This window comes from Neogemmobacter tilapiae (genome assembly GCF_014652215.1).
In the GTDB taxonomy this organism is placed as follows: Bacteria; Pseudomonadota; Alphaproteobacteria; order Rhodobacterales; family Rhodobacteraceae; genus Neogemmobacter; species Neogemmobacter tilapiae.
In genome coordinates, this window is record NZ_BMYJ01000002.1 from 189,881 (window position 1) to 216,408 (window position 26,528).

Sequence of the window (26,528 nt, forward strand, 5' to 3'; positions counted from 1 at the left end):
CCTTACGCCCGCGAAGGTTTCGGCCCCTCGGGCCCAAAGGCGCGCAGGGGCATGTCGTTGAACTGGCTTTCGATGCGGTTGCGCTGATCGGCGGGATAGGCCGAAAGCGGCGGGATCCCCCCCGTCAGGCAGCGCAGCAGGATGTCGCGCCCGATGGGGGCCGCGGCCAGCGATCCGCCGCCGCCATGTTCCACGACGATGGAAACGGCATAGCGCGGATTGTCATAGGGTGCATAGCAGACGAACAGCGCATGGTCGCGCAAACGCCAAGGCAGGCTGTCGTTCGCAGCCACCGCCTCGCCCTGATTGTAGTTGCGCACCTGCGCCGTGCCGGTTTTGCCCGCCATCAGCATGGTTTCATCGACGATGCGGCTGCGTTTCGCGGTGCCGCGTTCGGCGTTCATCACGTCGAACATGCCCGCCCGCACCGCCGCCAGATGCGTCATGTCGATGTCCAGCGCCGGGGCAGGGTCGATGGGCAGGGTCTGGTTGCCCACCCGGTGGATCAGCCGGGGCTTGACCGCTGTGCCGCTGGCGATCCGCGCCGTCATCAGCGCCAGTTGCAAGGGTGTGGTCAGCACATAACCCTGCCCGATCGAGGCGTTGATCGTGTCGCCGACGCGCCAGTCTTCCTTGTATTTTTCCTGCTTCCACGCCTTGTCGGGCATGATGCCCGCCCCGATGGCCGACATCGGCAGGTCGGGCCTTTCGCCCAAACCCAGTTTGCGGCCCATGGCGGCGATGTTGTCGATGCCCACCTCTTGCGCCAGTTCATAGAAATAGACGTCGCAGCTTTCCATCAAGGCGCGCGAAAGGTTCACCGCGCCGTGGCCGCCATGGTTCCAGCAGCGGAAACGCCGGTCACCAAATTCGATATAGCCGGGGCAGCGGATGGTGCGCTTTTCATCGGCCACGCCCGCCGCCATCGCCGCCAAGGCCGTCACCATCTTAAAGGTCGAACCGGGCGGATAGGCCCCCTGCACGGTCTTGTTCGCCAAGGGCGTATGATCATTTTCCGTCAGTGCCGTATAGTCTCGCGTGCTGATCCCCCGCACAAACAGGTTCGGATCGAAGGAGGGGGCCGAGGCGATGGCCAGAATGTCGCCCGTCTGCACATCCATCGCCACGGCAGCGGCGCTTTCCTCGCCCAAGCGCACTTGGGCAAAGTTCTGGATGCCTGCGTCGATGGTCAGGCGGATGTCGTCGCCCGGCTGGCCCTCCACGCGGTCCAGCTCGCGCATGACGCGGCCGACATGGTTCACCTCGATCCGCTTTTGCCCCGCCTTGCCGCGCAGGGTGTCTTCGACCCAGCGTTCGACCCCGATCTTGCCGATCTGGAATTTCGGAATTTGCAGCAGTGGGTCGGGGTTTTCCAGTTCCGCCAGATCCCTCTCACTGACCGGCCCGACATAGCCCACCACATGCGCGAAATCGCGGTCCAGCGGATAGACCCGCGACAGGCCCACCTCGGGCGTCACTCCGGGCAGGGTCGGGCCGTTCACCGCGATCTTGGAAAACTCTTCCCATTCCAGCCGGTCGGCCACCGTGATTGGCACGAAAGGCGATACCGCCTTGGCCTCGGCCACCACCTCGGCCACATCCTCATCCGCCAGCGGGATCAGCGCCTGCAAACGGTGCAGCACCTGTTCCATGTCGCCCGCATCTTCCCGCGTAATCACCACGCGGTAATTCTGTTCATTGCCCGCGATCAGCACGCCGTTGCGGTCAAGGATCTGTCCCCGCGACGGTGGGATCAGGCGGATGTTGATCCGGTTTTCCTCGGCCAAAAGCTGGAATTTTTCGGCCTGATCGACCTGAAGATAGCGCATCCGCGCGCCCAGCACAGCGACAAAGGCCGTCATCGCCCCGCCCATCAGCAGGGCCCGCCGGTTCACCCGCCTTGCGCTTTCCTCGCTGTCTCTGGCCGTCCGTCTCATAGCCTGCGCCCCCGCGCATCCACCTCGCCCGCTGCGGGCTTATGCACACCCAAAACATGGCGGCTGATCCAGGCCATCACCGGATAGGCCAGAATCGTCGCCCCCATCTGGATCATGGCATATCCGAATCCGGGCTGCGGCATCAGGGTCAGGATGAACACAAATCTGTAAACCAGCAACAAGGCGAGCATTGCCAGCGCCGCCTGAAACCATTCCACGGCGAAATTCAGCTCGCGCATCAGCGCCGCACGGCCCCGCAGGAATTCGCTGGCCACCACCACCAGCGCCGTCCACAGGCCCGGCGGGCGTTGCAGCAGCATATCCTCCATCAAAATCACCCCGGCGATCAGCCAGACCGGCACATATTCGGGCCTGCGGACAACCCAAGCCAAGACCAGACAAAGCATCAAATCCGGCCCCGGCCATTGGCCTGCGACCGAGCCCAAGGGCAACAGCCGCAGGTAGAACAGAAAAATGGCCACGAAAACAAAGACCACCCGGCGGAACCACAGGTCGGCCAACGGCCCCCTAACCATTGTCTGCCGCCTCATCAGCCGTGGGCAGCATCGGTCCCTGTTTGGGCGGCAAGGGCAAGGGCGGGGCGATCAGCCCGCCCGGATCGGTGATCGGGATCAGTTCATGGCTGCGCAGCACCCGCAGGAATTCCAGCCGCCCATAGTCTGCCGAAAGCCGCGCCCGCAGGCGTTTGTCCGGCCCCTCAATCACCGCGCCGACCAAAAGACCCGCCGGAAACACCGCCCCATCGCCCGAGGTCAGAACCTGATCGCCCGCCCGCACCAGATCGGGCTTTTCCAGAAATTCCAGCACCGGATCGGGTGAATTGTCGCCTGTCAGCATGGCGCGCTGGCCTGAAGGCTGCACCACCACCGGAATCCGGCTGTTGGAATCGGTCAGCAGGATCACGCGAGAGGTGCGTTCCCCCACGCCCGAAATACGGCCCACCAGACCCAGCCCATCCATAGCAGCCCAGCCGTCCCGGATGCCGTCCCGCGCCCCCACGTTCAGCAGGACGGATTGTCGAAAGGGCGAACCGGAATCGATGATCACCACACCCGTCACATGGGTCAGGGCCGAATCGAGCCGCACTTGATTAAGCTCCAGCAGACGGGCGTTCTGCTGTTCCAATTGCAGCGCCGCCTCTTTCCAGACCTTCATCTTTTGCAGCTCGCGCCGCAGTTCCTGATTTTGGGCGTAAAGCGCAGTATAGCTTTCAAAGGCCCCAATCATATCGGCGGCCTTGGTCACCGGCACAAAGGCCCATTCGAAACTGGGCACGAAGGTATCAACCAAGGATGTGCGGATGCGTTCGACCCTTGGGCTGTCGATGCGCCAAAGCAGGAACAGCGCGAACAGGAACAGCACCAGAAGACCCACCCCGATGCGGCGCAGGGGGCGGTAGAATTCTTCGGGTGATGTGCCTTTGCGTGCCATGACGCTGGCCCCCGGCCTTAGCTGTCGTAGTCGATGACGTGGCGCAGTTGTTTTTCGTATTCCAGCGCCTTGCCGGTGCCCAAGGCCACGCAGTTCAGCGATTCATTGGCCACGCTGATCGAAAGCCCGGTCTGTTCGCGCAGCGCCAGATCCAGATCGCCCAGCAGCGCACCACCGCCCGTCAGCATGACGCCCCGGTCGACGATATCCGCTGCCAGATCGGGCGGTGTCGCCTCCAAAGCCTGCATCACCGCATCGCAGATTTGCTGCACGGGTTCGGCCAAAGCCTCGGCCACTTGGGCCTGATTGATTTCGGTTTCCTTGGGCACGCCGTTCAACAGGTCACGCCCCCGGATTTGCAGGCTGGTGCCGCGCCCGTCATCGGGCATCCGGGCGGTGCCGATGGTTGTCTTGATCCGTTCCGCCGTGCTTTCGCCGATCAGCAGGTTCTGATGGCGGCGCAGATAGCTGACGATGGCCTCATCCATCCGGTCGCCGCCGACACGCACCGAACGGGCATAGACGATGTCACCCAAGGACAGAACCGCCACCTCGGTCGTCCCGCCACCAATGTCGACCACCATGTTGCCGGTGGGTTCGGTGATGGGCATCCCCGCGCCAATCGCCGCCGCGATGGGTTCCGCAATCAGCCCGGCGCGGCGCGCGCCTGCTGACAGCACCGACTGGCGGATGGCCCGCTTTTCAACGGGGGTCGCGCCATGCGGCACGCAGACGATGATCTTGAGGCTGGAGAGGGGCGATTTCTTGTGCACCTTTCGGATGAAATGCTTGATCATCTCTTCCGCGCTGTCGAAATCAGCAATAACGCCGTCGCGCATGGGGCGGATCGCCTCGATCGTGCCGGGGGTCCGGCCCAGCATCAGCTTGGCATCCTCGCCCACCGCCAGAACCTGCTTTTTGCCGTCCTTGACGTGATAGGCCACCACCGAAGGCTCGTTCAGCACAATGCCCTTGCCCCGGATATAGACCAGCGTATTGGCCGTCCCAAGGTCGATGGCCATGTCGGACGAAAAGAGGCCAGAGAGTAGCGACATGCGGCGGTCCTGTCAGGATAGAAAAGGGGTTCCGCGACTCGAGCGATCCCGAGGCGGGCGTGAACCATATAAAGACAGTGTTCCCCAAGGAAAAGGGCGATGGCGCGCAACGTCACGGCACAGGCCGCATTCCGCCGGGGTTTCGCGGGGTTGTGAACGGGGCGAATGTCGGGAAAGGGCAAGGCTGGGCTAAGGGCTGCGCAAGCCGCCTGTGGATAGGTTGGATTTACACAAATCGCCGTGCGATCAAAAAAAGTTCAGGCGGCAGGGTATATAGGCCGATATCAGCCATCAGCGGGGTGTTTCAACGGCGCTTGTCGCGCCGCAGCGGATAGAGAAACTGTGACCAATAGCCCTTGGGAACCGGGTTGCCCTTGATGCCATAGCCGCTGGGCCATTTGTCTTGGGGCAGGTGATAGGTGCCAAAAAGCCGATCCAGCAGGGGAAAGTGGATCGAAAAGTTCACGTCAATCGCCTCACGTTCGATGCCGTGGTGCCAATGGTGAAAGCGCGGTGTCGCCAGAAAGCGACCCAGCCACGAAGGCTCGCCCCGCAGGTTGGAATGCAGGACCGAGGAATAGACATAGACGATCAGGATATAGGCATGCAGGGCCGCCTCAGAAAAGCCCAGCACGAACATGGGCGTCGCGGTCACGGCGCGCAGAATGATCACCTCAAAGAAATGCATCCGGGCCCCGGCGATCCAATCCATCGTTTCGGCGGAATGGTGGACGGCGTGAAAACGCCAAAGCGCTGGGATGCGGTGAAAGGCGCGGTGCAGCCAGTATTGCACAAAGTCGGTCAGGATCATGATTTCGATGATCTGAAGCCAAAGTGGTTGACTGCCCAGAAAAGACTGGACCGACGACAGATCGGTGGTGGAACGGATCAGGCCAGAGGGCGCGAGGGTCATGTAGGACAGCACCTGCACCATCATGGAACTGACCAGATAATAGAACAGATCCTCGCGCCATTCGGTGCGAAAGACGGTCTGGTCGGGGCGATGGGGGAACAGGCGTTCCAAGGGGATGAAGATAAAGCCCAGGAACACAAGGTTCAGGATGAAGAAGTCGAGCCCGAAAAAGACGCCGCCGTTCGCGAAGCCACTGGTTTCGGGGAAAACCACGCCAATCAGGCTGGCCGTCAGGGCGACGGCGACAGTGGTCAGGCCCAACACCCGATTGGGGCGCAGGGCCAGCGACAGGGTGGCCAGACCAAAGGCCAGAACCAGCAAGCCGATGATCACAAAGCGAAACCAGCCCATCAGCAGAACGGCCTGCAATTCTGGCGTAGAAAGCTGACCGGGGAATTTCAGGCTGATGACCAAGGCCAGGCCAGCGATCGCGCTGGCCAAGCCCAAAGTTCCGGCGATCCATCCTGTGCCGAACTGCCTTTCCGCGCGGGGAGATTGCAATTCGGCCCTAAGCTTTTGACGGATCTGCCGGACCATGCTGTTACCCCGCATCCCGATAGCTGACGCCTTTGACATCGGCATCCGGCGCTGTCTTTTTCCGCCGCGTGATCAGCCGGTTCAGGGCGTTCACATAGGCTTTCACACTCGCCACCACCGTATCGGTGTCGGCCGATTGGCCGGTGGCGATGCGCCCCTCTTCCTCGATCCGAACGGAAACCGTCGCCTGCGCGTCCGTCCCTTCGGTCACCGCCTGCACCTGATAAAGTTGCAGCCGCGCCTTGTGCGGGAACAGCATTTTCACCGCATTGAACGCGGCATCGACCGGCCCGTCGCCGGTGGCATCAACGGAATGGTCCACCCCATCAATCGACAGCGTCAGCTCGGCCTCTTGCGGGCCTTCGGTGCCACAGACGACCCGCAGTCGTTTCACCTGCAAAGTGTCATGCACGGCGCTGGTTTCTTGATCCGAAACCAAGGCGATCAGGTCGTCGTCATAAACCTCTTTCTTGCGGTCGGCCAAGGCCTTGAACCGCACGAAGACGTCGTTCAACTGATTGTCCGCCAGTTCATAGCCCAGATCCCGCAGCTTGGCGCGCAGGGCGGCGCGGCCCGAATGCTTGCCCATGACCAAGGATGTATCCGACAGGCCCACATCGGTCGGGCGCATGATTTCAAAGGTTTCGGCGTTTTTCAGCATGCCGTCCTGATGGATGCCGGATTCATGCGCAAAGGCGTTTTTGCCGACGATGGCCTTGTTGAACTGCACCGGAAAGCCGGAAACCGTGGCCACCTTGCGGCTGATGTTGATGATCTTGGTTGTGTCAATCGCGGTGCGGAAGGGCAGGATGTCATTCCTGACCTTCATCGCCATGACGACTTCTTCCAGCGCGGTGTTACCGGCGCGTTCGCCCAAGCCGTTGATCGTGCATTCAATCTGGCGCGCCCCAGCCTCCACCGCGGCCAAGGAATTGGCCGTCGCCATGCCCAGATCGTTGTGGCAATGGGTCGCAAAGATGATCTTGTCGGCACCGGGAACGCGTTCCAGCAACATCCGGATCAGCGCCGCGCTTTCGCGGGGGGCGGTATAGCCCACCGTGTCGGGAATGTTGATCGTGGTCGCCCCGGCCTTGATCGCGATTTCCACCACCCGGCACAGGTAATCATGTTCGGTCCGTGTGGCGTCCATCGGCGACCATTGCACGTTGTCGCACAGGTTGCGGGCGTGGGTCACGGTGTCGTGGATGCGTTCGGCCATCTGATCCATGTCCAGATTCGGAATGGCGCGGTGCAGGGGCGAGGTGCCGATGAAGGTGTGAATGCGGGGGGATTTTGCATGTTTCACAGCCTCCCAACACCGATCAATGTCTTTGTAATTGGCGCGCGCCAGCCCGCAGATGGTGGATGTTTTCGCCAGTCGGGCAATTTCGCTGACGGCGGCAAAGTCGCCTTCGCTGGCGATGGGAAAGCCTGCCTCGATGATATCGACGCCCATCTCGTCCAGCATGGCGGCGATTTCCAGCTTTTCCTGATGGGTCATGGTCGCGCCGGGGCTTTGTTCGCCATCGCGCAGGGTGGTGTCAAAAATCAAAACGCGGGCTTGCGAGGTTTTGTCGGTCATCATCGTGGTCCTTGGAATTTAGGCTGTCTTCTTCGGGTTCCGGGCGCTTGTCAAACTGAGCGGTCGCGCCCGGGGGCACGCTCAGCGCAGGCTAAGAAGAAGCAGCAGGCCACGGGGCGAAGGGGCGCGCGTGGCACCCAAGGCAATGGCTGTATGATGATCCCGTGTCATGGGCTGCGACTATAGGCAGAAAAACCCGGATGTGAAGGGGGTTTGGGGCTTTTCAGAGCGATGTGGCGGATTAGATGCGGGGAAACGGGGGCATCATGCGGGCATTGGTGATTGGGGCATCGGGCGGGATTGGGTCGGCTTTGACCGCGCAGTTGCGCGGGCAGGGGGAGGTGGTGGGCCTGTCTCGCCGCGAGCATGGGTTGGATGTGACGGATGAGGCGCAGGTGCAGGCGGCGCTGGGGCGGTTGGAGCCGGGGTTTGATCGGCTTTGGATCGCCAGCGGGATTCTCGCGGTGACGGCCCCGGAAAAATCTATGCGCCAGTTCGGCGATGATTTCGTGCAGGTGATGGCGGTGAATGCTTTGGGGCCGATGCTGGTGCTGAAACATGCGCTGCGTCTGCTGCCAAGGGATCGGCGAGTGGAGGTGGGGGTTTTGTCGGCAAAGGTTGGGTCGATTGGGGACAATCATCTGGGCGGCTGGTATTCTTATCGGGCCAGCAAAGCGGCGTTGAACCAGTTGATGCATGGGGCGGCCGTGGAGATTGCGCGGTCGCATCCGCAGGCGGTGCTGGCGCTGTTGCATCCGGGGACGGTCGATACGCCCTTTACCGCGCAATATGCGCCGCCCTATGAGAAGCTTTCCCCGGATGACGCGGCGGGGCGGTTAATTGCGGTGATGGCGGGGCTGACGACCGCACAAAGTGGTGGGTTCTTTGATTACTCCGGGGCTGAATTGCCTTGGTAGGGCAGTTGATCCTGATCCTTGGGGATCAGCTTTCCGATGGCATTGCGGCGCTGAAACGCGCGAACAAGGCGACAGACCGCGTGGTTATGGCCGAGGCGCTGGGTGAGGGGCAGGCGGTGCCCCATCATCCGCAAAAGATTGTGCTGATCCTGACCGCGATGCGCAAATTTGCGGATCGTCTGCGGTCCTTGGGCTGGACGGTCGATTATTCGACGCTGGACGACCCGGCCAACAGTCAGACCCTTGCGGGTGAAATCCTGCGGCGGGCCTCGGAAAACGGCTCCAGCGCGGTCATCGCCACCGCCCCCGGCGATTGGCGTCTGCGCCAGATGCTGGAAGATTTGCCGCTGCGCGTCACCGTCTTACCCGATGACCGTTTCCTCTGTTCCGAAGCCGATTTCGCCGCCTGGGCAAAGGATCGCAAGGCCTTGCGGATGGAATGGTTCTACCGCGACATGCGCCGCAAGACCGGGCTTTTGATGGTGGGGGAGCAGCCCGAGGGCGGGCAGTGGAACTATGACCATGACAACCGTAAGCCCGCCGTGCCCGATCTGTTCCGCCCGAAACCGCCGCGCTTTGCGCCGGATGAAACCACCCGCGATGTGATGGCCTTGGTCGCCAGACATTTCCCTAACCATTTCGGTGAGGTGCAAAATTTCGACTGGGCCACGACGCCCGAACAGGCGAACGAAGCACTGGATCATTTCATCCAGCACAGCCTGCCGCGCTTTGGCGATGAACAGGATGCCATGCTGCGGGATGATCCCTTTCTGTCACATTCCCTGCTGTCACCTTATATCAACCTTGGCCTGCTCGATCCGCTGCATGTCTGCCAGCGGGCCGAGGCGGAATATCACGCCGGTCGTGCGCCCCTGAACGCGGTGGAAGGTTTCATCCGCCAGATCATTGGCTGGCGTGAATATGTGCGCGGCATCTGGTCGCTGCATGGCCCCGAATACCTGACCCGCAACGCGCTGGGCCACCAGCGTCCCCTGCCTTGGGCCTATTGGGGCGGGGAAACGCATATGGCCTGCGTCAAGGCGGTGGTCCGTCAGACCCAAGAACAGGCCTATGCCCATCATATCCAGCGCCTGATGGTCACCGGCAATTTTGCCCTGCTGGCGGGGGTTGATCCGGCGCAAGTCCACGCATGGTATTTGTCGGTCTACATCGACGCGCTGGAATGGGTGGAGGCGCCGAACACCTTGGGGATGAGCCAATGGGCCGATGGCGGGGTGATCGCGTCAAAACCCTATGTCTCTTCGGGCGCCTATATCGACCGGATGGGCGATTATTGCCAAAGCTGCGCCTATGATGTGCGGGCGAAAAGCGGGGCCAAGGCCTGCCCTTTCAACCTGCTGTATTGGCATTTTCTGGATCGTCAGCGCGACCGTTTTGCCACCAATCCGCGCATGGCCATGATCTATCGCACATGGGACAAGATGGCCGAGGCCCATCGCAGGGATGTGCTGGCCCAAGCGGATGCGCTTTTGGATCGATTGGATGCGGGCGGCGTGGTCTAGGCTTGACGCGGGCGTGCCGCTGGGGCGTCATAGGGCTCTGTGAAAGGTCGCCCCATGCCTGATGCCGTCAAAACCCCCTACAGTGACCTGCCGCCCCGTGCCTTTTGGCGCACGGGGGTCGCCGATGCCGGGATTTTTGGCCTGTCGGGCCTGTGGCAATCAAAATGGGTGCTGCCCGCAGATGCCCGGTTTTCGACCTATGGTTCCTGCTTTGCCCAGCACATCAGCCGCGCGATGGTGGCGCGCAAGGTCAATTGGTTCTGCCCCGAACCGGCCCCCGGCCGCACCCCCGCGAAACTGGCCGAGGCTTATAACTACGGCGTCTTTTCGTCGCGCACCGGCAATATCTATACTGCCGCGCAACTGCTGATCCTGACCCGATTGGCGGTGGGCGATTTGGCGATGGATGCGCCGGAGTTCTGGCCGGATGGCACAGGTTTCCGCTGCTCCCTGCGGCCTGTCATCGAACCCGTGCCCTTTGCAAATGCGCAAGATGCGCTGCTGTCCCGCGCCTCCACCCTGCGCGCCTTTCGACGGTCTTTTGCCGAGGCCGAGGTGTTCATCTTTACCCTTGGCCTGACCGAAGGTTGGGAACATGCGGCCAGCGGCCAGCCCTATGCCCTGTGCCCCGGCACGGTGGCGGGCCAGTTTGATGCCGATCAGCATGTGTTTCGCAACTACGCCTATCCCGAAATCCGCGCCGATCTGGAACGCGCCTTTGCCCTGATGCGCGCGGTCAATCCGACCCTGAAAATTTTGCTGACGGTCAGCCCCGTGCCTTTGACCGCCACCGCCTCGGGCGATCATGTGCTGGTGGCGACGACCTATTCCAAAAGCACGCTGCGGGCCGTGGCGGGCGATCTGGCCCGCGATCCTGACATCGACTATTTCCCGTCCTATGAGATCATAACGGGTGCCCCCACCCGTTCGGCGTTTTACGAGCCGAACCTGCGCAGCGTGGTCAAGGCGGGGGTGGATGTGGTGATGGGCCATTTCTTTGCCGGGCTGAACATCAGCGGCCCGCCAGTGCGGGGGGCGGCGATCAGGGATGCCGAGGCCGATGTCGAACGCGACATGGCCGCCGAAGATCTGATCTGTGAGGAGATGGTGCTGGAGCGTTTCAATGAAAACTGATCTGCCCGATGTGCTGGTTCTGGGCGACAGCCATTCCATTGCGCTAGCCGATGGCTGCCGTGCCTTGGGGATGCGGGTGGAAAGCCTATATCTGTCGGGCAATCTTTGGCACGCCGGTCGGGTGGCGCTGCATGCCCAACATGGTTTCTGGGTGCAAGGAATGCCGGCGGCGCAAAAGCAGATCCTCGCCCTGCGAGAAAGACTAGGAGGGCGCAGCCTGCTTTCGCGTGATGTGCCGGTTCTGGCCAGCTTTGGCTTTCATCTGGGTCGGGTCGTGCCCCTGTTCAGTCTGCATGGCCATATGGCCGAGCCAAAGGATTTTGAGGCCAATTCAAACGCGCTTTACGCCTCGCAGTCTTTGGTGGACGGCTATGTCACGGCATTTCGCGGCCAACATTTGCGCGTCGCCCGTCGCATGGGTCGTTTGGCCCCAACGACCTTTGTACTGCCGCCACATTATTCCACCTGGGGCAATCTGCGGCATTTCGCGCTGCGCATTGCCGCGCGGTTGCAGGCGCAGGGCCTGCGGGTCTATGACCCTGCGCTGGCGTTCGATCCTTCGGGCGCGCCGTTGGAACAAAAATGGCTGACGTCCGCCGGCAACCACGGCAATGCCGAATACGGGCAGGCCGTCGTGGGGCATATGCTGGATAAGGGCCTAATCAACCGTCGGCCCTAGGGGGCGTTCACTTCGTCCCGAACATCCGGTCGCCCGCATCGCCCAGACCCGGCACGATATAGCCCTTTTCGTTAAGATGGCTGTCGACCGAGGCCGTCACAATCGGCACGTCGGGGTGTTCCGCCTTCATATGGGCGATGCCCTCGGGCGCGGCCAGCAGGCAAAGGAAGCGGATGTTTTTCGCGCCCTTGTCTTTCAGCAGCTTGATCGCCGCCGCGCTGGAATTGCCGGTGGCCAGCATCGGATCGACAACGATGGTCACGCGGTCTTCCAGATGGTCGGGCACTTTGAAATAATACTGCACGGGTTGCAGGGTTTCATGGTCGCGGTAAAGCCCGATAAAGCCGACCCGCGCCGCCGGGATCAGTTCCAGAATCCCGTCCAGCAGGCCATTGCCCGCCCGCAGGATGGAGATCAGGGCCAGCTTCTTCCCCTCAATCATCGGGGCGTCCATTTCGGTCAGGGGCGTTTCGATCCGCTTCGTCGTCATCGGCAGTTCGCGCGTCACCTCATAGGCCAAAAGCAGGCTGATCTCGCGCAGCAACTGGCGGAAGCTGGCGGTCGAGGTGTCCGCCTCGCGCATCAGGGTCAGCTTGTGCTGCACCAGCGGGTGGGTGACGACCGTCAAATGGTCAAGCATGGGCAGCCTCCAGCGTTTTCCTGATCCTGTCTTTCGTATCCGCGTCACAAAAGGCCGCGTCAAGCGAGGTTTGGGCGATTTTCAGGAACTGGCCCTTGTCCCATTCCAAGGCATCGGCCAGCCGGTCATATTCCCGTGCCATCGTGGTGTGGAAAAACGGTGGATCATCGGTCGATACGGTGACCTTGACGCCGCGCCTGTCCAATTCGGCAATCGGATGGGCGCGCCAGTCTTTGTAAAGACCAAGGGCAATGTTGGAACCGGGGCAAACCTCTAGCACCGTGCCGCGTTCGGCCAGTTCATCAACAAGCGCCAGATCTTCAATCGCGCGGACGCCATGGCCGATGCGTTCGACGTTCAGATCGTGCAGGGCGGCGCGCACCGATTCCGGCCCACCCCATTCGCCGGCATGGGCGGTCAGGCGCAGGCCCGCCTCGCGCGCGCAGTCAAAGGACCAAAGGAAATCCTTGGGGGCGAGGATCTTTTCATCGCCCGCAATGCCAAAGCCGGTGATGAAACTCCCCGCCGTTTCCGCCGCACAAAGCGCGGTTTCGCGGGCCTTTTCCGGGCCGAAATGCCGGATGCAGGTGATGATGCCACGCAGGGTGATGCCCATCTGGCGTTCGGCCTGATCCGCTGCTTCCTGCATGGCGTGCAGGTATTCCTTCCATGCGCCGACATCGCGGTTGCCGCAGAAGTCGGGGGACAGGAAGGTTTCGGAATAGACCACGCCGGATGCGGCGGATTCCTCCAGCACGGCAAGGGTCAGGCGGTGATAATCTTCGGGGGATTGCAGCGTGCTGGTCGCGGCCTCATAGACCTTCAGGAAATCCCAAAAGTCCTTGTATTTGTAATGTCCGTCGGCATCGAAAATCCCACCGATGTCGATGGATTTCTCTTTCGCCAAGCCGCGAATAAAGGCGGGCGGGGCGGCACCTTCCAGATGCAGGTGCAGTTCGATTTTCGGCAGTTGGGTCATAGGAAACTCTTTCCCGGTCCTTGGGATGGAACGCCCAGATGCTGGGCGATGCTGGCGGCAATGTCGGTGAAAGCGCAAAGGCCAATCTCACCCGTGCCTGCGCCATAGACCAGAACCGGAACCCTTTCGCGGGTGTGGTCGGTGCCGGGCCAGGTGGGGTCATTGCCATGATCAGCGGTGAAAATCACCAGATCGCCGGGGCGCAGTTTCGCCAGAAAAAGCCCCGCTTGGGCGTCAAACCATTCCAAAGCGCGGGCATAGCCCGACACATCGCGGGGATGGCCGTAAAGGCTGTCGAATTCGACAAAGTTGGCAAAGGTCAAGGAACCGTCCTCGGCCTGATCCGCCAGCCTGTGCATATGTTCGAAAAGGTCAGCGTCCGACTTGCCCTTATGCAGTGCCCCGATGCCCCGCATCGAAAAGATATCGCCAATCTTGCCCACCGCATGGGTGGCTCGGCCCGCGCCTTGAACCCAGTCCAGCAGCGTGGGCGCGGGCGGGGCAATCGCGAAATCGCGGCGGTTGGCGGTGCGTTTGAAGTTGCCCGGCGTGCCGGTAAAGGGGCGGGCGATCACACGGCCCACCTTCATCGCATGCAGATGGGGGGCAAGATCGGCACAAAGTTTCAGCAGTCGGTCGAGGCCGAAACTTTCCTCATGCGCGGCGATCTGAAAAACGCTGTCGGCAGAGGTATAGACGATGGGCCAGCCCGTCCGCAGATGTTCTTCGCAATGTTCCGCGATGATCGGCACGCCGCTGGCGTGGCAATTGCCAAGGATGCCCTCGGTCCCCGCCATCTGGCAAACCAAAGCTGTCAGTTCCGGCGGAAAGGCGGGCACCGTATCGGGGAAATAGTGCCAGTCCCACGGCACCGGAACGCCCGCCAATTCCCAATGGCCGGAAGGCGTGTCTTTGCCTTTGGAAACCTCGGTCGCGGCCCCCCAAAGACCCTTCACCGCATCGGTGGACGCATCGGCCAGTTCAATATGATCCGGGCTCGCCAACCGCACCGCCGCCCCCAACCCCAAATCCGCCAGAACCGGCATCCGCAAAGGGCCCGAACGCCCCATTTCCGCCCGCCCCTCCGCGCAGGCCTGCGCGATATGGGCCAGCGTGTTCGCCCCGGCATCGGGCAGGTCGCCGTTGAAGAACGAACCCGCATCGGGTGCGCCCCCACAACCCACCGAATCCATGACGATCAGGAAGGCCCGTCTTTCGGTCAAAGCGGCCATCAAACGATCCTTTCCTGAACCAGATCAGGTTCTTCCGGCATAGCGCCACCCACCTTATAGGCCGCCAGAACCCGTGCCACCGCCGCGCTGGCAGTCGCATCATCGGCGGCGTGGACCAGACACAGGGGCACGCCGACGCCAATTTCCTCACCAATGCCGGCCATGTCCGACAGCCCGACCGAAGGGTTGATCTTGTCCCCATCCCGCAGCCGCCCGCCGCCCAGATGCACCACTGCCTCACCCAAGGTTCGGGTGTCGATGGCTTGCACATAGCCGCTTCGCGGGCAGGGCACTTCGCGCACCACCGGGGCAGATGGCAGCCGGTCGGGCCAGCGGTCGACGAAATCGGCAGGCCCGCCCTGTGCCGCCACCATCCGCCCGAAACATTCGGCTGCCGCCCCGCTTTCCAGCGCCTGCTCGATCCGCCCTGCGCCATCCTCGGCATCCGCCGCAAGGCCACCCAAGGCCAAAGCCTCGCCCCCCAGCGCGCAGGTCAGATCCCAAAGCGCCGTGTTCACCGAGGTTCCGGTCAGCGTCTCCATCACCTCGATGACCTCCAGCGCATTGCCTGCGGCGGTGGCCAAAGGCTGGCTCATATCGGTGATCAGCGCCGTCGTCATGCAGCCCGCGCCTTTCGCGGTTTCGACCAAGGACCGCGCCAGAACCCGCGCCTCATCCAGCGTCGCCATGAAGGCACCCGAGCCGGTTTTCACATCCAGAACAAGGCCTTCCAGCCCTGCCGCCAATTTCTTGGACAGGATGGATGCCGTAATCAGATCAACGCTTTCCACCGTGCCGGTGATGTCGCGGATCGCATAAAGCCGCTTGTCGGCGGGGGCCAGATCGCCGCTCGCCGCCACGATGGCGCATTTCACCTTGGCCACCTGCGCGCGGAACGCGTCCTCAGAAAGCCCGGTCTTGAAGCCCGGTATCGCCTCCAGCTTGTCCAGCGTGCCCCCGGTATGGCCCAGACCCCGGCCCGAAATCATCGGCACATAGGCCCCGCAGACGGCCAAGGCGGGGGCCAGCAGCAAGGAAATGCAATCCCCCACGCCCCCGGTCGAATGCTTGTCCAGCACCGGCCCCGGCAGATCCCAGGCCATCACATGACCCGTGTCGCGCATCGCCCGTGTCAGGGCCACGCGGCCCGCTTCGCCCAAGCCCTTCAGACAGACGGCCATCGCAAAGGCCCCCGCTTGGGCATCCGTCACCGTCCCATCCGCCAGCCCGCGCGCAAACCATTGGATTTCCTCGGCGCTGGGCAGTTCACCCCGCCGCAGTTTCTGGTTGATCGCCCGCGCGTCGCTCATGTGTTCGCCATGTCATCGGCCTTGAAGGCCCCCGGCAGCAGTTCCGCCACCGTCATGGTCAGCGATTTGCCGTCCAGCGTGTAAAGCGTCACCCTTGTCTCGGGCGCGGCGAATTCGCTGATCTTCTGCCGGCAGCCCCCACAGGGCGGCACGGGCACGGGGCAATCGGCGATCACCGCCAGTTCGGCAATTTTCGTCTCCCCCGCTGCGCACATGGCGGCAATCGCCCCGGCCTCGGCGCAGGTGCCTTCGGGATAGGCGGCATTTTCCACATTGCAGCCGGAATGCACAGCCCCCGAAGGCGTGCGCAGGGCGGCCCCGACCTTGAACCGGGAATAGGGCGCATAGGCGTTTTCGCGCACGGCCTTGGCCGCCTGAAGCAGGGAAGTGTCGGGCGTCATGAAAGCCTCCTTTGACCGGTTGGTCAGAGTTTGGGCCGTGCGCGTTCGCTTTGCAAGCGGGGGATCAGACTTGGGCGGTCAAAGGGTTGCCCGGCAAGGAAACCTCCAGCAGTTCCAGATCAACGGTCGCGGCGGCATAGCGGGTGGCCATGCCGGGCGGGATGACAAAGGCATCGCCTTGCGACAGGCGGAAGGGTTCTTTCCCCTCCCCCTCCAGCGTCATTTCGCCTTGCAGGACATAGGTGAACAGGATGTCGCCCTGATGTTTCGTCCATGCTGCTGGCCCCTTCGGGCGGGCCACCATCACACTGGCGACACCTTTGGTGGCCGCATGGATCGTGGTGTCACGGGCAGTGAAACCCGGCAGGCGGAACGGGCCATAACTGCCCTTGGCCCCTTCGTTATAGACAAACCTTTGCCCATCCCATTCCCGTTCAGGGCGCAGGTCAGGGGTGGGCAATTCCATCGCATGATCAATCTCGGTGATATGTTCGGCGGGAACGCCAATCTCGATCACCTCGATCCCATCGCTGGCATAAAGCACGCGATGCCGGATTTCCGGCGGTTGGATAAAGCAATCCCCCGCCGTCAGCCGGATCGGCGGGCCTTGGTCTTCGTAAACCACATCCACCCAGCCCTTGACGCAATAGATCAACTGAAACCCGACCTTGTGGAAATGCACCATGTCGGGCACTGGCCCGCCATCGGGAATGCGGATATGGCTGGCAATCATCGCGCCGCCCAGCCGTGTCGGGATCAGGTCACGGTAATGCATCCCCGCCCGCCCAATGACCCAAGGGGCCTGATCGGCCAGACGGCGCACGACAAAGGCATGTTCGGTTTTCGGCAGCACCAAGGGCGGGTTCGCCACGTCGATTTCCACCCGGCATCCATTCGGCGCGGTCAGAACCCGCTCGCCCCCCGCGAATTCATCGGGGTTCTCCGTCAAAATCCGCAACGTCCCCGGCGCTTCGCTCGCCCCCTTTTGCAGCCGCAGGCGCAAGCCATGCCCCGACAGAACCGCCACCTCGGGATTGTCGGCGGGATAGATCGTGTCCAGCCGAAAGCCCAAGCGTTTGGTAAAGAAGGCCAGATCCTTGGGCAGATCAAAGGTTGGCAGGCGCATTTCGGCGCGGGTTTCACGGGGATATTCGAACATGGGGGCGACCTTTGCGATTTGGCCCACGTTGATCTTGCCCTTCGGGATTTTCAAGGCCCCCATCACGGGCTATGAGGGGGGCGGGGGCCACGGCCCCCCAAACATAGGGAGGGGCGGGATGAACGATTCCCGGCACGACGGCGCCCAGCATCCGGCGCTTTATTACCATGAATTTCCCAAGCCGGGAAAATTGGAAATCCGCGCGACCAAGCCCTTGGCGAACGGGCGTGACCTGTCGCTGGCCTATAGCCCCGGCGTGGCTGAGGCCTGTCTGGAAATCAAGGCCGATCCGACGGCGGCCCGCCGCTACACCTCACGCGGGAACCTTGTCGCCGTTGTGTCGAACGGCACCGCCGTGCTGGGTCTGGGGAACATCGGGCCACTGGCTTCAAAGCCGGTGATGGAGGGCAAGGCGGTTCTGTTCAAGAAATTCGCGAACATCGACTGCTTTGACATCGAGGTGAACGAGAGCGATCCCGAAAAGCTGGCCGCCATCGTCTGCGCGCTGGAGCCAACCTTTGGCGCGATCAATCTTGAGGATATCAAGGCCCCCGACTGTTTCATCGTTGAAAAGCTGTGCCGCGAACGGATGAACATTCCCGTTTTCCATGACGATCAGCACGGCACCGCGATTGTCGTGGGGGCCGCCGCGACCAATGCGCTGAAGGTGGCGGGCAAGCGGTTCGAAGATATCAAGATCGTCTCGACCGGCGGCGGGGCGGCGGGGATTGCCTGCCTGAACATGCTGCTGAAACTGGGCGTGAAGCGCGAAAACGTCTGGCTTTGTGATCTGGCGGGGCTGGTCTACCACGGCCGCAACGAACAGATGACCGACCAAAAGGCGGAATACGCCCAAGGCACCGAAGAAAAAACCCTGGCCCAGGTGATCGAAGGGGCTGACCTCTTCCTGGGCCTCTCCGGCCCCGGTGTGCTGACGCCCGAGATGGTGGCCAAGATGGCCCCCCGTCCGATCATCTTTGCTCTGGCGAACCCGACGCCGGAAATCCTGCCCGATCAGGTCCGCGAAGTGGCCCCCGATGCGATCATGGCGACCGGCCGCAGCGATTTTCCCAATCAGGTGAACAACGTCCTCTGCTTCCCCTTCATCTTCCGGGGCGCGCTGGATGTGGGCGCGACCCAGATCAACGACGCGATGCAACTGGCCTGCATCGAAGGCATCGCGGCCCTTGCCCGGGCGACCACCAGCGCCGAGGCGGCGGCCGCCTATCACGGCGAAACGCTGACCTTTGGTCCGAAATACCTGATCCCCAAACCCTTTGACCCCCGCCTGATTGGCGTGGTGGCCAGTGCCGTGGCCAAGGCCGCGATGGAAACCGGTGTGGCGACGCGCCCCATCGCGGACCTTGACGCCTATCGCCGCGAGCTGGACGGATCGGTCTTCAAATCGGCGCTCATCATGCGCCCGGTGTTTGAGGCGGCGCGTCAGGCCACGCGGCGGATCATCTTTGCCGAGGGTGAGGATGAACGGGTCTTGCGGGCGACCAACGCGATCCTGGAAGAGATGACCGACAAGCCGATCCTGATCGGCCGCCCCGAGGTGATTGCCGCGCGCTGTGAAAGGGCGGGCCTGCCGATCCGCCCCGACCGCGATTTTGAAATCATCAACCCGGAAAACGACCCGCGCTACCGCGATTACTGGGGAAGCTACCACGAGTTGATGCAGCGCCGGGGGGTGACGCCCGACACGGCCCGGGCGGTGATGCGGACGAATTCCACCGCGATCGCAGCGATTGCCGTCCATCGCGGCGATGCCGACAGCATGATCTGCGGCACTTTGGGGCAATATCTGTGGCACCTGCGCTATGTCGAAAACGTGCTGGCACGGGATGGCCATTCGCCGCATGGCGCGCTGAGCCTGATGATCATGGAGGATGGCCCGCTGTTCATCGCCGATACGCAGGTGAACGCTGTGCCCACCCCGGAACAGATTGCCGTCACGGCCATCGGCGCCGCCCGCCATGCGCGACGCTTTGGTGTGGTGCCCAAGGTGGCGCTATGCGCGCATTCCAACTTTGGCAACCTCGACACCGACAGCGGCAAACGGATGCGGGCGGCGATGGAAATCCTCGACGCGCGGGGCGTGGATTTCATCTATGAAGGTGAGATGAGCGCCGACGCGGCGCTGGACCCTGACCTGCGGGCGCGGATCTTCCCGCATTCGCGGCTGGATGGGGCGGCGAACATCCTGATCTTTGCCTATACCGACGCGGCCAGTGTCGCGCGCAACATGCTGCGTTTCCGGGCCGGTGGGCTAGAGGTAGGGCCCATCCTGATGGGCATGGGCAACCGCGCCCATATCGTCACGCCCTCGATCACGGCGCGGGGCTTGCTGAACATGTCGGCCTTGGCGGGAACGCCGGTCGCGCATTACGGCTAAACGGTGGGGGCGTGGCCCCCACCGCCGAAACGCGAACAGCAAAAAGCGTCCCCAGGATCAGTCCTTCCCATAGCCTGGCCCTTGTTCCCAGGCCCAGGCGTCCCGGATCATTTGCGGCAGGTTTGATCGTGACGGCTCCCACCCCAATTCCGCGCGGGCCCGTTCCGAACCCGAGACGAGACTTGTGGCATCGCCCGCCCGCCGCGGCCCCATCACCACCGGCACTTCGCGGTTGGTGATCACCCGGGATGCTTCAATCACCTCTTTCACCGAAAAGCCCGTCCCTGTTCCAAGGTTGAACACGCGGTCGCCCTTGCCCTCCAGCAACCACCGCAGCCCCAGAACATGGGCATCCGCCAGATCCGACACATGCACATAATCCCGCACGCAGGTTCCGTCCCGCGTCTCATAATCCGTCCCATGCAAGGTCAGCGCCGGACGCTTGCCCTGCACCGCCTGCAACATCACCGGAATCAGATGCGTCTCCGGATCATGGCATTCCCCGATCTGCCCCTCAGGGTCTGAGCCCGCCACGTTGAAATAGCGAAAGATCACATGGTTCAGCCCCTTCGCTGCCCCGAAATTCCGCAACACATCCTCAATTGCCCGTTTCGACGCCCCATAGGAATTGATCGGCCGCTGCGCTGTGTCTTCATCCAACAGCACCCCATCCGCCTCGCCATAGGTCGCGCAGGTCGATGAAAACACAAAATTCCGGCAGCCATGCGCACAGGCCGCCTCTACTAGGTTCAACGCTCCACCCAGATTGACCCGCCAGTAAAGCCCCGGATCCTGCATCGATTCGCCCACCAGCGATAAAGCCGCGAAATGCATCACCGCCACCGGCTTCCACCGCGCAAAGGCCGCATCCACCGAGGCCCGGTCCATCAGATCGCCCTGTTCCAGCGGCCCGAATTGCACCGCCTGCCGCCAGCCCGTCGAAAGGTTGTCAAAGGCCACCGGAATGAACCCCGCCTTCGCCAGCGCCTTGCAGGCATGCGAACCGATATAGCCCGCCCCCCCCGTCACCAGAATATGTTGCGGTTCTGTCATGGTGCTGATCCTTCTGCCGTCCAGCCCTGTTACCGCGCCCGCCCGCCGATGTCGAACAGATGCCAAATCCGGGGCTTGGCGGATTTCCTTTGCCTCGCTATGGCTGTAGCCCAGAACAGACTTCGCCGAAAAAGAGAATTCAGGATTCGCCCATGTGTGTATTGTGCGCCGCTCTTCACCCCGACCGGGCCGAGGCCCTTTGGCAAACCCATGCGGGCAGCCTTACCGCGCCCATCGCAGCCGCCGGATCGAATGATGCGAAAGAGATCGCCGACTATCTGGTGAAAGGCTATTGGAACGAGGCCTATCCCTCCTTTTCAGAAGATCATGACCCCCGCCGATTCGATGTCTCGGCCGGGGGGGAGCTGACATACAGCTTTAGGGGCATGAGCGCCGCAGAGAAAAAGATTGCCAAGCAGGCCCTGGCCGCTTGGACCGAAGTGTCGGGCCTGACATTTCGCGAAGTTCAGACCGGCGGTGATATCCGCTTCCGCAATGATGATCCGCTCAATGTCGGTGGTGGGGCCTATTCCTATTCCCAGTTGGATGGCTGGCTGGGGGATGTTCGCAAGATCGACTATTCGGTCATCAGCATCGACAAGAACTGGGATACCAAACCCATTTCGCTCAACAGCTACTGGTTTCAGACCTATGTGCATGAAATTGGCCATGCTCTGGGTCTAGGCCATGCCGGGCAATACAATGGTGAAGGCACCATTGACCGCGAATTCAAATATGACAGTTGGCAATTGTCGGTGATGTCCTATGTCGCGCAAGACGAGAACCCGAATGTGCGCGGGGAATATGCTTTTCTTGGCTCGTTGATGTCGGCGGATATTCTTGCCATTCAAAGCATCTATGGCACCGATGTGCGGGCCAACCATGGGAACAGCACCTATGGTTACAAATCAAACATCGGCGGACCGCTGGGCCAGATGATGATGGCTTGGCTCGACAAAAAGCCGATGGGCCGGGACGTCTGGCAGGGCAATCCGATGGCCTTTACCGTCTATGACACCGGCGGGAAGGATGTGATCAACCTGTCCAAGGCATTTTACGGCCAACGGATCAGCTTGGCCGAAGGGGCTGTGTCTGATTTCATGGGTGTGCGTGGCGGTATGGTGATTGCCTATGGCAGCACGATCGAGAATGCGATTGGCGGCAGAGGTGGCGATCGGTTCACAGGCAATGATGTGGCAAACCGTCTGGACGGGCGGGGTGGCCATGACCGCCTGAATGGTCAGGCCGGGGCCGACCTGCTGGTGGGTAGCGACGGGCGTGATCGCCTTTTTGGCGGGGCGGATGACGACCGCTTGCTGGGTGGGGCCGGGGATGATGTGCTGAACGGTGGCGCGGGGGTCGATACGGCGGTCTTCGGCGGCAAGGCCGCGATCCGCCTTACCTTGGGCAAGACCGGGGCGCAGCAGACGGGCAACGGACGCGATAGCCTGCTTGGAGTCGAAAATGTGGTGACAGGCGGCGGCAACGACCGGCTGACGGGGAACGAGCAGAAGAACATACTGAATGCGGGCACCGGCCATGACCTTTTGAAAGGGCAGGGGGGCGACGACCGGCTTTTGGGTGGGGCGGGCAAAGACAGGCTTTTTGGCGGCAACGGGAACGATACGCTGCTTGCCGGCGATGATGCCGATCAACTGACGGGCGGCGGCGGCGATGACAGCCTTGACGGCGGCAGTGGCAGCGACCTGCTCAAGGGCGACGAGGGGCACGACACGCTGCTGGGCGGCGAGGGCGCGGATTCGCTGTATGGCGGGGCCGGGAATGATCGGCTGACGGGGGGGGGCGGGGCCGATGTCTTCCGCTTTGGCCTTGAACAGGATCACGTCACCGATTTCACCGACGATGTTGATACCTTGGAACTTTGGGCCGATCTTTGGGGCGGGGTGAGCCTGAGCGTGACCGAGGTTCTTGCCAGCTATGCGACGGTGCAAGCCGAAGGTGTGGTTCTCAATTTTGGCAATGGTCATGTTCTGACCCTCGAGGGTTTGACCGACACCGCCGTTCTTTTGAACGATATCCGCATTCTCTGATCTCGGGGCCTTCAGATCAGCAACAAATGGCGCGCCAAGAGGTCGATGTCATGCAGACCTTCGATCAAAAGGCTATTCTCGGCCCCCGGCAGGTCAATCACCAATCCCTGCCGGGTGTTTTCCGTATAGCGGTCCAACAGCCTTTGCCGTGTCATCGCCGCCCCCACATCCAGCAGGATCTGGTCCCTTTCGGTCGCGCTAAAATCGCTGATCCGGTCACGTCCGGCCGACCAGACAAAGCGATCCGCGCCTGCCCCGCCAGTCAGACGATCGTGCCCCTCGCCGCCTTCCAGCCGGTCCGCCCCGCCCCCGCCCCAAAGCTGGTCGTTCCCCCCGCCAGATCGCAGGCTGTTGCTGCCCCCGTCCCCCGATAGCGCGTCCTTTCCCCCGCCGGTTTGCACAGACTCGATGCTGGCCACCCTATCCCGCCCCAAGCCCGTCCGCTGTTCACCCGACGGTCCCAACCGCAGGCTTATCCCCTCTGATCCGCCAAAGATCAGCCAGTCATGCCCAGCACCACCATGCAGCAGATCGTTCCCAGCATCGGCCCAAAGCCGGTCATTTCCCGCCCCTCCGAACACCTGATCATCGCCGCCGCCGCCCTGCAATTCATCCTCTCCTGCACCGGCCATCAACCGATTGCCACCGCCCGTCCCGATCAGCCGGTCATTCCCCGCCGCTGTGATCACGTCCTCGATGCCCCGCAGGATATCTTGCCCCTGACCCGTCGCTTGCGCCCTCGTCACCCCCAGTCGCACTGCGATGTCCTGTCGCCCTGCATCGGCAAAGCTGACCAGATCACGTCCGGCACCCCCGTCCATCCGGTCATTTCCCGCCCCGCCTGCCAAACTGTCGTGCCCCGCGCCGCCCTCCAGCCGATCCTGTCCATCCCGACCCTGCAACAGATCGTCTCCCTCGGCCCCCGCCAGCGTATTGCTTTGCCCATCACCCAGCAGTTGATCCGCCCCGCTGCCCCCCAGCAGATGTTCCACCCCGATCAGGCGGTCCTCCCCCTGTCCCGTCGCCCGTCCTTCGATCAGATCGACCCGCACCCCTGCGGCCCCTTCGAACAGGGCCCAATCCCTACCCGCGCCACCTTCGATCCAGTCATTCCCTCCGCCCCCGCTCAGCCTATCGTCCCCATCGCCGCCGAACAGGCTGTCCTGACCCAGGCCCCCCTCCAGCCGATTGGCCCCGGCCGTCCCCTTCAGTTGGTCATCCCCCTCACCGCTGACGACATTTTCGATCTCGTGCAGCACATCCACCCCCTGTGCTGCCACCGCCGTGCCCAAGGCCAGATCGACCACCACCCCGCCTTCCCCCGTAAAAAGGAACACGTCCACCCCGCCCCCCCCGAAAAGCGTGTCGTCCCCTGCATCGCCTTGCAACCCATCCGCCCCATCGCCCCCGAACAGCACATCCGCCCCGCCCCGCCCCAGCAAAAGGTCATCCCCCGCCAAACCCGTCAGCTGATTGTTTCCCCCATCGCCACCCAGACTGTCGTCCCCCCGTCCTCCGCGCAGATCCTCGACTCCCTCATAGCTGTCGCCCCCCGCTTGGCCGCTGTTGCTCAGCGGATTGGCCAGATCCGCCCGCAACCCCGCCTCGTCACTGTCATAGCTGGCTTCGTCCTGCCCCAACCCGCCGACCAACTTGTCGCGCCCCAGCCCCCCCTCCAGCCGGTCATTCCCAGCCCCCCCATGCAGCGTATCGGTCCCCGCCCGGCCCATCAGCAGGTCCTCCCCTCCAAGCCCCCGCAGCAGATTGCCTTCCCCAGAGCCCGCCAAGGTGTCGTCTCCCGCCCCCCCGATCACCCCTTCGATACCCACCAGAACGTCGCCCGACGCCCCGCCCTGATGCGCGGCATCATTTTCAAGATCGACCAAAAGCGCCGTGTCATAGCCGCTGTAGTCCACCAGATCAAAGCCCGCCCGCCCCTCGATCACGTCATTGCCCGCCGAGCCGCGGAACGTATCGGCCCCCGCGCCGCCCAACTGCGTGTCGTCCTGCGCGCTGCCTTCCAGATGCAGGCCTTCATAGACGGGTTCGGCCACCACATGCCAAAGCTGGAACAACGCGCCCCGCGAAAAGCTGTTGTAGGTCAGCTTCACCTCACCCACTGGATAGATTGTCAGGCTTTCACTTTGCCAAGTCAGGGTGATGTGCCCCGCCGAATAGCGCTTGATCGACACCGCCGACAGATCGTAAAGCCGCCCCCAGCCGGACAGATCAATTCGATCGACCCCCAGTTCGAAATCCCGGATCACATCCGAATGCCCGTCCGCCGCCAGCACAAAGACATCCGCCCCCGCCCCACCCCACAGAACATCCGAACCTGCCCCGTCCATCAGAATATCGTCGCCCTCCAACCCGCGCAGAACCTCGTTCCCCGCGCCGCCAGAAAGCAGATCACCCTGTGTATTTCCCGTCAGCGTGGCGTTGGCCGTCCCCCCCAACTGCGGTGCCGCCAGTGCGCCAAGGTTGATCCGCAACCGCATCAGCCCCGTGCCCTCACCGGCCGCAAAAACCTCGATCTGCCCCCCCACGGCCCGCGCCTCAAGGGCCGTCAGATTGTCTAACGGCAGACCAGCCTGTTTCAATTGCTGCCCCAAATTCAACAATCGCCCGTTCGGCAGCAGCGTGAACAGCGTGATCCCATCATCGCCCCCCCCCGCCAGAATGAAACTGCGCCCCTGAACCTCGACGCTTGTCATGACCGAAATCCGCTGAAACCGCGTGTCCAGCGTGTCGATCACATGGTCTGAAACGCTCAACCGCCCCTGCGCCTCCAGCGCCACCACAACGATAGAGGATGACCCCGCCGCCGCCACAAGCGCATAGCTTTGCCCTCCAGCCTCGGCCAGACACAGCGCGCTGGGTGCCGAAATACCCAAGCCACCGGCGGCGCCCAGTGACGACACTTGCGTCAGACGCCCATCCGCACCAATGCGAAAACTCAGCAAGGCATTGCCACTGGCCGACAAAGCCAAAAGGAAATCGCCCCCCAACAAACGCACCGGCTGCATGGCCGTCACGTCGATGCCCTGCATCGTGTCGGGCAAGACCTGATCAGCCAACCAGACGACTTGGCCATCAAGCCCCACCCGCCAACTGGAAATCACATCGGATCCCAGATTGTTCTGAAAAAGAAAGGTCTCGCCATCGCGCAACAGGCTGGTGGCCGAGACGACGCTGCCCAAGGGGCTGCCCGGCAATTGCACCGCTTGCCCAAAGCGTCCAGCCGCGGTCAGGGCAAAGCCCCCCATCACACTGTCTTGACAGCCGGTCAGCAGCAGACAATCCCGCCCCGCCAGTGCAATCCGTTGCAGGCGCATCGGCACAGACAGGTTTTCACCCGGCTCCAGCACCTGACTGTCCAGCAAGGTAAGCCCCGTCAGCCCCGCACTTGGCGCATCAACCGCAAAGGCCAGCATCCCCCCGCCTGCCCGCGTTGTGCTGTGCAAGACCAGACCATTCGCCGTTTGCACCAATTCGATGTCGGTTATCCCCGACAAAAACCTTGCCGGAGCGTCGGAATAGCTTCCGACGACCTGAAACGTCACCACCCCGATCACC

At 62.5% G+C, this 26,528-nt stretch carries 19 protein-coding genes and 1 pseudogene; 6 read left to right on the top strand and 14 right to left on the bottom strand.

Annotation, left to right across the window (positions count from 1 at the left end; genetic code table 11):
* Window positions 1-2 precede the first annotated feature (2 nt).
* The 6 genes from mrdA to IE095_RS04045 all read right to left on the bottom strand — a co-directional run bounded on the left by mrdA (window position 3) and on the right by IE095_RS04045 (window position 7,476).
* Window positions 3-1,937 (bottom strand): penicillin-binding protein 2, encoded by a 1,935-nt coding sequence (mrdA, locus tag IE095_RS04020; RefSeq protein WP_189410334.1) that lies wholly within the window; start codon window positions 1,935-1,937, stop codon window positions 3-5.
* Window positions 1,934-2,473, bottom strand: a complete 540-nt coding sequence (locus IE095_RS04025; protein WP_189410335.1) for a rod shape-determining protein MreD — start codon at window positions 2,471-2,473, stop codon at window positions 1,934-1,936. The genes mrdA and IE095_RS04025 overlap by 4 nt, the downstream gene beginning before the upstream one ends.
* On the bottom strand, window positions 2,466-3,389 hold the full coding sequence (gene mreC, locus IE095_RS04030) for a rod shape-determining protein MreC (protein WP_189410336.1): 924 nt from the start codon (window positions 3,387-3,389) through the stop codon (window positions 2,466-2,468). Before mreC ends, IE095_RS04025 begins: the two co-directional genes overlap by 8 nt.
* A 17-nt stretch (window positions 3,390-3,406) precedes the next feature.
* Window positions 3,407-4,444, bottom strand: a complete 1,038-nt coding sequence (locus IE095_RS04035) for a rod shape-determining protein (RefSeq protein ID WP_189410337.1) — start codon at window positions 4,442-4,444, stop codon at window positions 3,407-3,409.
* Window positions 4,445-4,748: 304 nt separating this feature from the next.
* Window positions 4,749-5,894 carry a sterol desaturase family protein gene (locus IE095_RS04040; RefSeq protein WP_189410338.1) on the bottom strand — a complete coding sequence of 382 codons (1,146 nt, stop codon included), beginning with the start codon at window positions 5,892-5,894 and terminating at the stop codon, window positions 4,749-4,751.
* A 4-nt stretch (window positions 5,895-5,898) separates the two neighbouring features.
* Window positions 5,899-7,476, bottom strand: coding sequence for a 2-isopropylmalate synthase (locus IE095_RS04045; protein WP_189410339.1), 1,578 nt, complete (start codon window positions 7,474-7,476; stop codon window positions 5,899-5,901).
* A 266-nt stretch (window positions 7,477-7,742) separates the two neighbouring features.
* Between IE095_RS04045 and IE095_RS04050 the strand changes: the two genes are divergently transcribed.
* Genes IE095_RS04050 through IE095_RS04065 form a run of 4 tightly spaced genes read left to right on the top strand, consistent with a single transcriptional unit; the run spans window position 7,743 to window position 11,729 of the window.
* Entirely contained in the window at window positions 7,743-8,393 is a 651-nt protein-coding gene (locus tag IE095_RS04050) for an SDR family NAD(P)-dependent oxidoreductase (protein ID WP_189410340.1), read from the top strand.
* Window positions 8,387-9,916, top strand: coding sequence for a cryptochrome/photolyase family protein (locus IE095_RS04055; RefSeq protein ID WP_189410341.1), 1,530 nt, complete (start codon window positions 8,387-8,389; stop codon window positions 9,914-9,916). The genes IE095_RS04050 and IE095_RS04055 overlap by 7 nt, the downstream gene beginning before the upstream one ends.
* 54 nt (window positions 9,917-9,970) lie before the next feature.
* The gene (locus IE095_RS04060; protein ID WP_189410342.1) at window positions 9,971-11,050 is read left to right on the top strand and encodes a GSCFA domain-containing protein; all 1,080 of its coding nucleotides are present in this window, start codon (window positions 9,971-9,973) and stop codon (window positions 11,048-11,050) included.
* Window positions 11,040-11,729, top strand: coding sequence for a hypothetical protein (locus tag IE095_RS04065; protein ID WP_189410343.1), 690 nt, complete (start codon window positions 11,040-11,042; stop codon window positions 11,727-11,729). The genes IE095_RS04060 and IE095_RS04065 overlap by 11 nt, the downstream gene beginning before the upstream one ends.
* 7 nt (window positions 11,730-11,736) lie before the next feature.
* On the opposite strand, the gene upp is transcribed toward IE095_RS04065, so the two are convergent.
* The 6 genes and pseudogenes from upp to IE095_RS04095 form a co-directional block, all read right to left on the bottom strand.
* Window positions 11,737-12,369: a uracil phosphoribosyltransferase gene (upp, locus tag IE095_RS04070; protein ID WP_189410344.1), complete on the bottom strand. Its 633-nt coding sequence runs from the start codon at window positions 12,367-12,369 to the stop codon at window positions 11,737-11,739.
* A complete protein-coding gene (locus IE095_RS04075) occupies window positions 12,362-13,348 on the bottom strand; it encodes an adenosine deaminase (protein ID WP_189410345.1) in 987 nt (328 codons plus the stop codon). The genes upp and IE095_RS04075 overlap by 8 nt, the downstream gene beginning before the upstream one ends.
* Window positions 13,345-14,580 carry a phosphopentomutase gene (locus IE095_RS04080; protein ID WP_189410346.1) on the bottom strand — a complete coding sequence of 412 codons (1,236 nt, stop codon included), beginning with the start codon at window positions 14,578-14,580 and terminating at the stop codon, window positions 13,345-13,347. The genes IE095_RS04075 and IE095_RS04080 overlap by 4 nt, the downstream gene beginning before the upstream one ends.
* Complete coding sequence (locus IE095_RS04085) at window positions 14,580-15,890, bottom strand: thymidine phosphorylase (protein WP_189410347.1); 1,311 nt, start codon at window positions 15,888-15,890, stop codon at window positions 14,580-14,582. Before IE095_RS04085 ends, IE095_RS04080 begins: the two co-directional genes overlap by 1 nt.
* Window positions 15,887-16,330, bottom strand: a pseudogene (locus IE095_RS04090) (cytidine deaminase); the annotation flags it as partial. The gene IE095_RS04085 and the pseudogene IE095_RS04090, both read right to left, overlap by 4 nt.
* 25 nt (window positions 16,331-16,355) lie before the next feature.
* Window positions 16,356-17,450 (bottom strand): cupin domain-containing protein, encoded by a 1,095-nt coding sequence (locus IE095_RS04095; protein WP_189410348.1) that lies wholly within the window; start codon window positions 17,448-17,450, stop codon window positions 16,356-16,358.
* A gap of 118 nt (window positions 17,451-17,568) precedes the next feature.
* Between IE095_RS04095 and IE095_RS04100 the strand changes: the two genes are divergently transcribed.
* The gene (locus IE095_RS04100; RefSeq protein WP_189410349.1) at window positions 17,569-19,848 is read left to right on the top strand and encodes an NADP-dependent malic enzyme; all 2,280 of its coding nucleotides are present in this window, start codon (window positions 17,569-17,571) and stop codon (window positions 19,846-19,848) included.
* A gap of 57 nt (window positions 19,849-19,905) precedes the next feature.
* On the opposite strand, the gene galE is transcribed toward IE095_RS04100, so the two are convergent.
* Entirely contained in the window at window positions 19,906-20,901 is a 996-nt protein-coding gene (gene galE / locus IE095_RS04105) for a UDP-glucose 4-epimerase GalE (protein ID WP_189410350.1), read from the bottom strand.
* A gap of 152 nt (window positions 20,902-21,053) precedes the next feature.
* Between galE and IE095_RS04110 the strand changes: the two genes are divergently transcribed.
* Window positions 21,054-22,952, top strand: coding sequence for a M10 family metallopeptidase (locus tag IE095_RS04110; RefSeq protein WP_189410351.1), 1,899 nt, complete (start codon window positions 21,054-21,056; stop codon window positions 22,950-22,952).
* An 11-nt stretch (window positions 22,953-22,963) separates the two neighbouring features.
* Here IE095_RS04110 and IE095_RS04115 read toward each other — a convergent pair whose 3' ends face one another.
* Window positions 22,964-26,518 carry a calcium-binding protein gene (locus tag IE095_RS04115; protein WP_189410352.1) on the bottom strand — a complete coding sequence of 1,185 codons (3,555 nt, stop codon included), beginning with the start codon at window positions 26,516-26,518 and terminating at the stop codon, window positions 22,964-22,966.
* Window positions 26,519-26,528: the final 10 nt, after the last annotated feature.

Excerpts from the sequence above, each read along its gene's own strand:
- mrdA (WP_189410334.1), bottom strand. The coding sequence starts at position 1,937 with ATGAGACGGACGGCCAGAGACAGCGAGGAAAGCGCAAGGCGGGTGAAC.
- IE095_RS04025 (WP_189410335.1), bottom strand. The coding sequence starts at position 2,473 with ATGGTTAGGGGGCCGTTGGCCGACCTGTGGTTCCGCCGGGTGGTCTTT.
- mreC (WP_189410336.1), bottom strand. The coding sequence starts at position 3,389 with ATGGCACGCAAAGGCACATCACCCGAAGAATTCTACCGCCCCCTGCGC.
- IE095_RS04035 (WP_189410337.1), bottom strand. The coding sequence starts at position 4,444 with ATGTCGCTACTCTCTGGCCTCTTTTCGTCCGACATGGCCATCGACCTT.
- IE095_RS04040 (WP_189410338.1), bottom strand. The coding sequence starts at position 5,894 with ATGGTCCGGCAGATCCGTCAAAAGCTTAGGGCCGAATTGCAATCTCCC.
- IE095_RS04045 (WP_189410339.1), bottom strand. The coding sequence starts at position 7,476 with ATGACCGACAAAACCTCGCAAGCCCGCGTTTTGATTTTTGACACCACC.
- IE095_RS04050 (WP_189410340.1), top strand. The coding sequence starts at position 7,743 with ATGCGGGCATTGGTGATTGGGGCATCGGGCGGGATTGGGTCGGCTTTG.
- IE095_RS04060 (WP_189410342.1), top strand. The coding sequence starts at position 9,971 with ATGCCTGATGCCGTCAAAACCCCCTACAGTGACCTGCCGCCCCGTGCC.
- IE095_RS04065 (WP_189410343.1), top strand. The coding sequence starts at position 11,040 with ATGAAAACTGATCTGCCCGATGTGCTGGTTCTGGGCGACAGCCATTCC.
- upp (WP_189410344.1), bottom strand. The coding sequence starts at position 12,369 with ATGCTTGACCATTTGACGGTCGTCACCCACCCGCTGGTGCAGCACAAG.
- IE095_RS04075 (WP_189410345.1), bottom strand. The coding sequence starts at position 13,348 with ATGACCCAACTGCCGAAAATCGAACTGCACCTGCATCTGGAAGGTGCC.
- IE095_RS04080 (WP_189410346.1), bottom strand. The coding sequence starts at position 14,580 with ATGGCCGCTTTGACCGAAAGACGGGCCTTCCTGATCGTCATGGATTCG.
- IE095_RS04085 (WP_189410347.1), bottom strand. The coding sequence starts at position 15,890 with ATGAGCGACGCGCGGGCGATCAACCAGAAACTGCGGCGGGGTGAACTG.
- IE095_RS04095 (WP_189410348.1), bottom strand. The coding sequence starts at position 17,450 with ATGTTCGAATATCCCCGTGAAACCCGCGCCGAAATGCGCCTGCCAACC.
- IE095_RS04100 (WP_189410349.1), top strand. The coding sequence starts at position 17,569 with ATGAACGATTCCCGGCACGACGGCGCCCAGCATCCGGCGCTTTATTAC.
- galE (WP_189410350.1), bottom strand. The coding sequence starts at position 20,901 with ATGACAGAACCGCAACATATTCTGGTGACGGGGGGGGCGGGCTATATC.
- IE095_RS04110 (WP_189410351.1), top strand. The coding sequence starts at position 21,054 with ATGTGTGTATTGTGCGCCGCTCTTCACCCCGACCGGGCCGAGGCCCTT.